Origin of the sequence: Bradyrhizobium sp. (genome assembly GCF_016462955.1) — a bacterium.
In the GTDB taxonomy this organism is placed as follows: domain Bacteria; phylum Pseudomonadota; class Alphaproteobacteria; order Rhizobiales; family Xanthobacteraceae; genus Bradyrhizobium.
Map to the genome: position 1 here is coordinate 1 of NZ_JAEMSD010000574.1, position 3,951 is coordinate 3,951.

Annotated in this window: 4 protein-coding genes; all 4 read right to left on the reverse strand. The window is 66.4% G+C overall.

Annotation, left to right across the window (positions count from 1 at the left end):
• On the reverse strand, positions 1–706 hold a 706-nt coding region (locus JHD07_RS34695), incomplete at its 3' end, for an amidase family protein (RefSeq protein ID WP_291630356.1).
• Positions 707–710: 4 nt separating this feature from the next.
• A complete protein-coding gene (locus JHD07_RS34700) occupies positions 711–890 on the reverse strand; it encodes a DUF4089 domain-containing protein (protein WP_036001861.1) in 180 nt (59 codons plus the stop codon).
• Between the two features lie 18 nt (positions 891–908).
• Positions 909–2,690: an ABC transporter ATP-binding protein gene (locus JHD07_RS34705; RefSeq protein WP_291630362.1), complete on the reverse strand. Its 1,782-nt coding sequence runs from the start codon at positions 2,688–2,690 to the stop codon at positions 909–911.
• A gap of 94 nt (positions 2,691–2,784) precedes the next feature.
• Entirely contained in the window at positions 2,785–3,684 is a 900-nt protein-coding gene (locus tag JHD07_RS34710; RefSeq protein WP_291630364.1) for an ABC transporter permease, read from the reverse strand.
• Between the last annotated feature and the right edge of the window lie 267 nt (positions 3,685–3,951).

The following is a 3,951-nucleotide window of genomic DNA, read 5'->3' on the forward strand; positions in this document are numbered from 1 at the left end:
CATCCGGTCCCTGCTTCACGTCATAGGCAAGCGCGAGATCGGCGGCCGAACGCGCGAACGGGCCGAGATGATCGAGGCTAGCCACGAACGGGAACGAGCGCGCGCGCGACAGGCGGCCGTAGGTCGGCTTCAAGCCAAAGATGCCGCAGAACGAGGACGGCACCCGGATCGAGCCATTGGTGTCCGAGCCGAGCGCGATCGGCACCAGCGCGCCGCCAACGGCGCTGCCCGAGCCGCCTGAAGAGCCGCCGCTCATCCGCGTGGTGTCGTGCGGATTGCGCGAGGGCCCGTCGTGGATGTTCTCGCCGGTGAAGTCGTAGGCATACTCGCCCATGTTGAGCGCGCCGACGAGGACGGCGCCGGCGGCCTCCATGCGCTCGATCAGCGCCGCGTCGCGCTTGGCGGGGGCGAGGTCGCGGTTGATCTTCGAGCCTGCGCGCGTCGGAAGCCCTGCGACGTCGAACAGGTTCTTGACGGCGAACGGCACCCCGGCAAGCGGGCCGACGGTCTTGCCCGCGGCGATGTCGGCATCGACCACACGTGCTTTCGCGCGGGCGCGTTCGGCAGTGACATCGGTGAAGGAATTGAGGACACCGTCGTGCTGCTCGATGCGCGCGAGCGCAGCTTCGGTGGCATCGAGCGCGGACATCTTGCCGCCCGCAACCGCATTTGCGATGTCGGAGGCCGTCTCTGGCTTGGCGGACATGGCGTCAGGCCGTGAAGATCGGCGCGGGCTCGGTCTCGTCCGGCAGCGCGAATTCGTCGACCAGACGGCCAAGCCGCAGCGAGACCTCGAGGTTGGCGCGCACGGCAGGCCGCCAGGCCTCCTCGATCGGCAGCGCCAGCGCTTTCGATACGGCGTCGATATAGTCGTCCAGGGGTTCGGCCATCACGCTCTCAAGCTGATCTCAGTGCACCGGCAACGGCGGATGCGGGATCGCCGTCAGCAGTTCCTTGGTGTAGTCGTCCTTGGGATCGCTGAGGACCTGCTCGGACGAGCCCTCCTCGACGATCCGTCCCGTCCGCATCACAATGACACGATCGCACAGCAAGCGCACCACATTCAAATCATGCGAGACGAACAGATAACTCATACCTAGCCGCAGCTTCAGGTCCTGAAGCAAATTGAGGACAACCGCCTGGACCGAAACGTCCAGCGCCGCGGTCGGCTCGTCCAGGATGACGAGCTTGGGATGCAGCGCGATGGCGCGGGCGATGCCGACGCGGGCCTTCTGGCCGCCGGAGAGCTGATGCGGGAAGCGGTCGAGCAGATTGTGCGGCAGCCCGACCATGGTTGCCAGTTCCTCGCAGCGGGCGCGCAGGGCGTCGCGCCCCCTGATGTCCCCCAATTGCATGATCGGGTCGGCGATGGCGCGCGCGGCGGTGAAGCGCGGGTTGAGGCTGTCGGTGGGGTCCTGGAGCACCATCTGGATCCGGCTGCGTTGCGGCAGCCGGGCAAAGGACGCCGGCTGGATGGCGCCGATGTCTTCGCCGTCGAACTGGATCAGGCCGGAGGTCTGGTCGAGCAGGCGCATGACCATCATCGAGGTCGTCGATTTGCCGCAGCCGGATTCGCCGACCAGGCCGACGCTTTCGCCATGGCCGATCGCAAAGCTGATGCCGTCCACGGCGCGGAAGACATCCGGCTCCACCGGCGGCTTGCGGCCGAACAGCTTTCCGAGCGTGGCGGTCGCGCCCTGGCGAGGATATTCCTTGACGAGCTTTTCGATGAGGAGGAGGGGCTTTGGATTCTCGTCACCCCCGGGCATGACCCGGGGGTCCATCGATTGAGACGAATCTTGCGAAGCGTGATGGATGGCCGGGTCAGGCCCGGCCATGACGGCCGAGGCTTGCGAAGCGCCCTCCTCTTCCGGCAGCAGGTCGCGCAGGTTCACGCCCAGCCGCGGCGTCGCGCGCATCAGCTTCTTGGTGTAGGGGTGCTGCGGGTTCGCGAAGATGTCCGCCGCCTTGGCGGTCTCGACGACGCGGCCCTTCTCCATCACCACGACGCGGTCGCAATAGGCGGCCGCAAGGCCGAGGTCATGCGTGATCAGGATGGTCGACATCGCGCGGCGCTTGGTCAGTTCGACGATCAGGTCCATCACCGCCTTCTGCGTGGTGACGTCGAGGCCCGTGGTCGGCTCGTCCGCGATCAGGAGCTGCGGATTGCAGGCGAGCGCGAGCGCGATCACGACGCGCTGGCACATGCCGCCCGACAGTTCGAAGGGGTAGGCGTGGTAGCGCTCACGCGGGCGGGCGATCTTGACCTGTTCCAGCGCCTCGACCGCCTTCTCGCCGTGATCGGCGACCTGGGCCTGCTGCACATGGGTGCGCAAGACGTCCTCGATCTGGTCGCCCACTTTCCGGATCGGGTTCAGCGCCGCGCGCGGGTTCTGGAAGATCATCGAGACTTCGCGGCCGCGGAGGTCGCGCATCTGGTCTTCGGTGGCCGCCTTGACGTCGATGCCGGAGAACATCACCGAGCCCTCGGCGATCCGCCCGGCGCGATCAAGGATGCGCATCACCGCGTAGGAGGTCACCGATTTGCCGGAGCCCGACTCGCCGACGATGGCGAGCGTCTCGCCCTTGGCGACGGAGATGTTGACGTGCTGCACCGCCTTGACGATACCGCGGCGGGTGGTGAATTCGACCGTGAGATCCTGGACATCGAGCAGGGGCTGGGCGGTCATGCGGGCCTCCCGTCACTCAAACGTTCGAAAACAACCCCATGCACAGTAGAATGGCGACTGGAATCATTGGAGAATTCTAGACGGAGGTCCATCATCACGTCCTCCGCTGGGGATCGACGATGTCGCGCAGGCCGTCGCCGAGGAGATTGAAGCAGAACACGGCGATCATCAGCGCAAGGCCGGGAAACAGCGCAATCCACCATTCGCCTGAGACCATGAAGCCGGCGCCTTCAGCGACCATGATGCCCCATTCGGCGGTGGGCGGACGCACGCCGAGGCCGATGAAGGACAGGCCGGCGGCGTTGAGGATGGCGTAGCCCATGGTCAGCGACATCTGCACGATCATGATCGGCATGATGTTGGGCAGGATGTGCACCAGCAGGATGCGGAATTCGCCATTGCCCGAAAGGCGCGCGGCCTGCACGAAGCCGGCATTGCGGCGGACATTGGCCTCGGCGCGCGCAACGCGGGCATAGAGCGGGAAATTCACGATCGCGGTGGCCAAGATGATGTTCTGCACGGTGTTGCCGAGCGCGGCGACGATGCCCATCGCCAGCACGAACAGCGGGAACGCCATGATGGTGTCGGCGATGCGGCCGACGATGCGATCGGTCCAGCCGCCGAAGTAACCGGCGGCGATGCCGGCGAGCCCGCCCATCAGGAACACCAGCGCGACCGAAGCGATCGCGATGAAAAAGTCGAGGCGCGTGGCGACGATGACGCGGCTGAAGATGTCGCGCCCGAGCTGGTCGGTGCCGAACCAATGCGCGGCGGAAGGAGGTTTTAGCGCTGCGGCGGTGTCGGAGGCGAGCGGGTCGTAGGGCACCACGTAAGGGCCGAAGATGGCCGCGACGAGGATCACGATCAGGAGCGCGAAGGCGAAGCCCGTGACCTTGTTCTCGCCGAGCACGTATCTGGTCTGCTCGAGGATCGCGACGAGGCCGGAGGTGCGGGCGGGACCGGCAGGTTCGACAGCAGGCGCGACGGAGCTCATGGTTTCACCCCTGGTGCTTCATGACGAGCTGGAAGTTGGCTTCACCTCTCCCGCTTGCGGGAGAGGTCGGCGCTCCGGGCGATGCGAAGCATCCCGTGCGCCGGGTGAGGGTTCTCTCCTCTTGGGGGTTCTCGCCCGCGGAGACACCCTCGCCCCCGCCCTCCCCCGCAAGCGGGGGAGGGAGCGCACCGGTCGCGTGGCTCGCATCGAATGCGATCATGGCTAGCCTTCCAACCGCACGCGCGGATCGATCACGCCATAGAGAAT

Coding starts and splice junctions, on each gene's coding strand:
- JHD07_RS34700 (WP_036001861.1), bottom strand. CDS start 890: ATGGCCGAACCCCTGGACGACTATATCGACGCCGTATCGAAAGCGCTG.
- JHD07_RS34705 (WP_291630362.1), bottom strand. CDS start 2,690: ATGACCGCCCAGCCCCTGCTCGATGTCCAGGATCTCACGGTCGAATTC.
- JHD07_RS34710 (WP_291630364.1), bottom strand. CDS start 3,684: ATGAGCTCCGTCGCGCCTGCTGTCGAACCTGCCGGTCCCGCCCGCACC.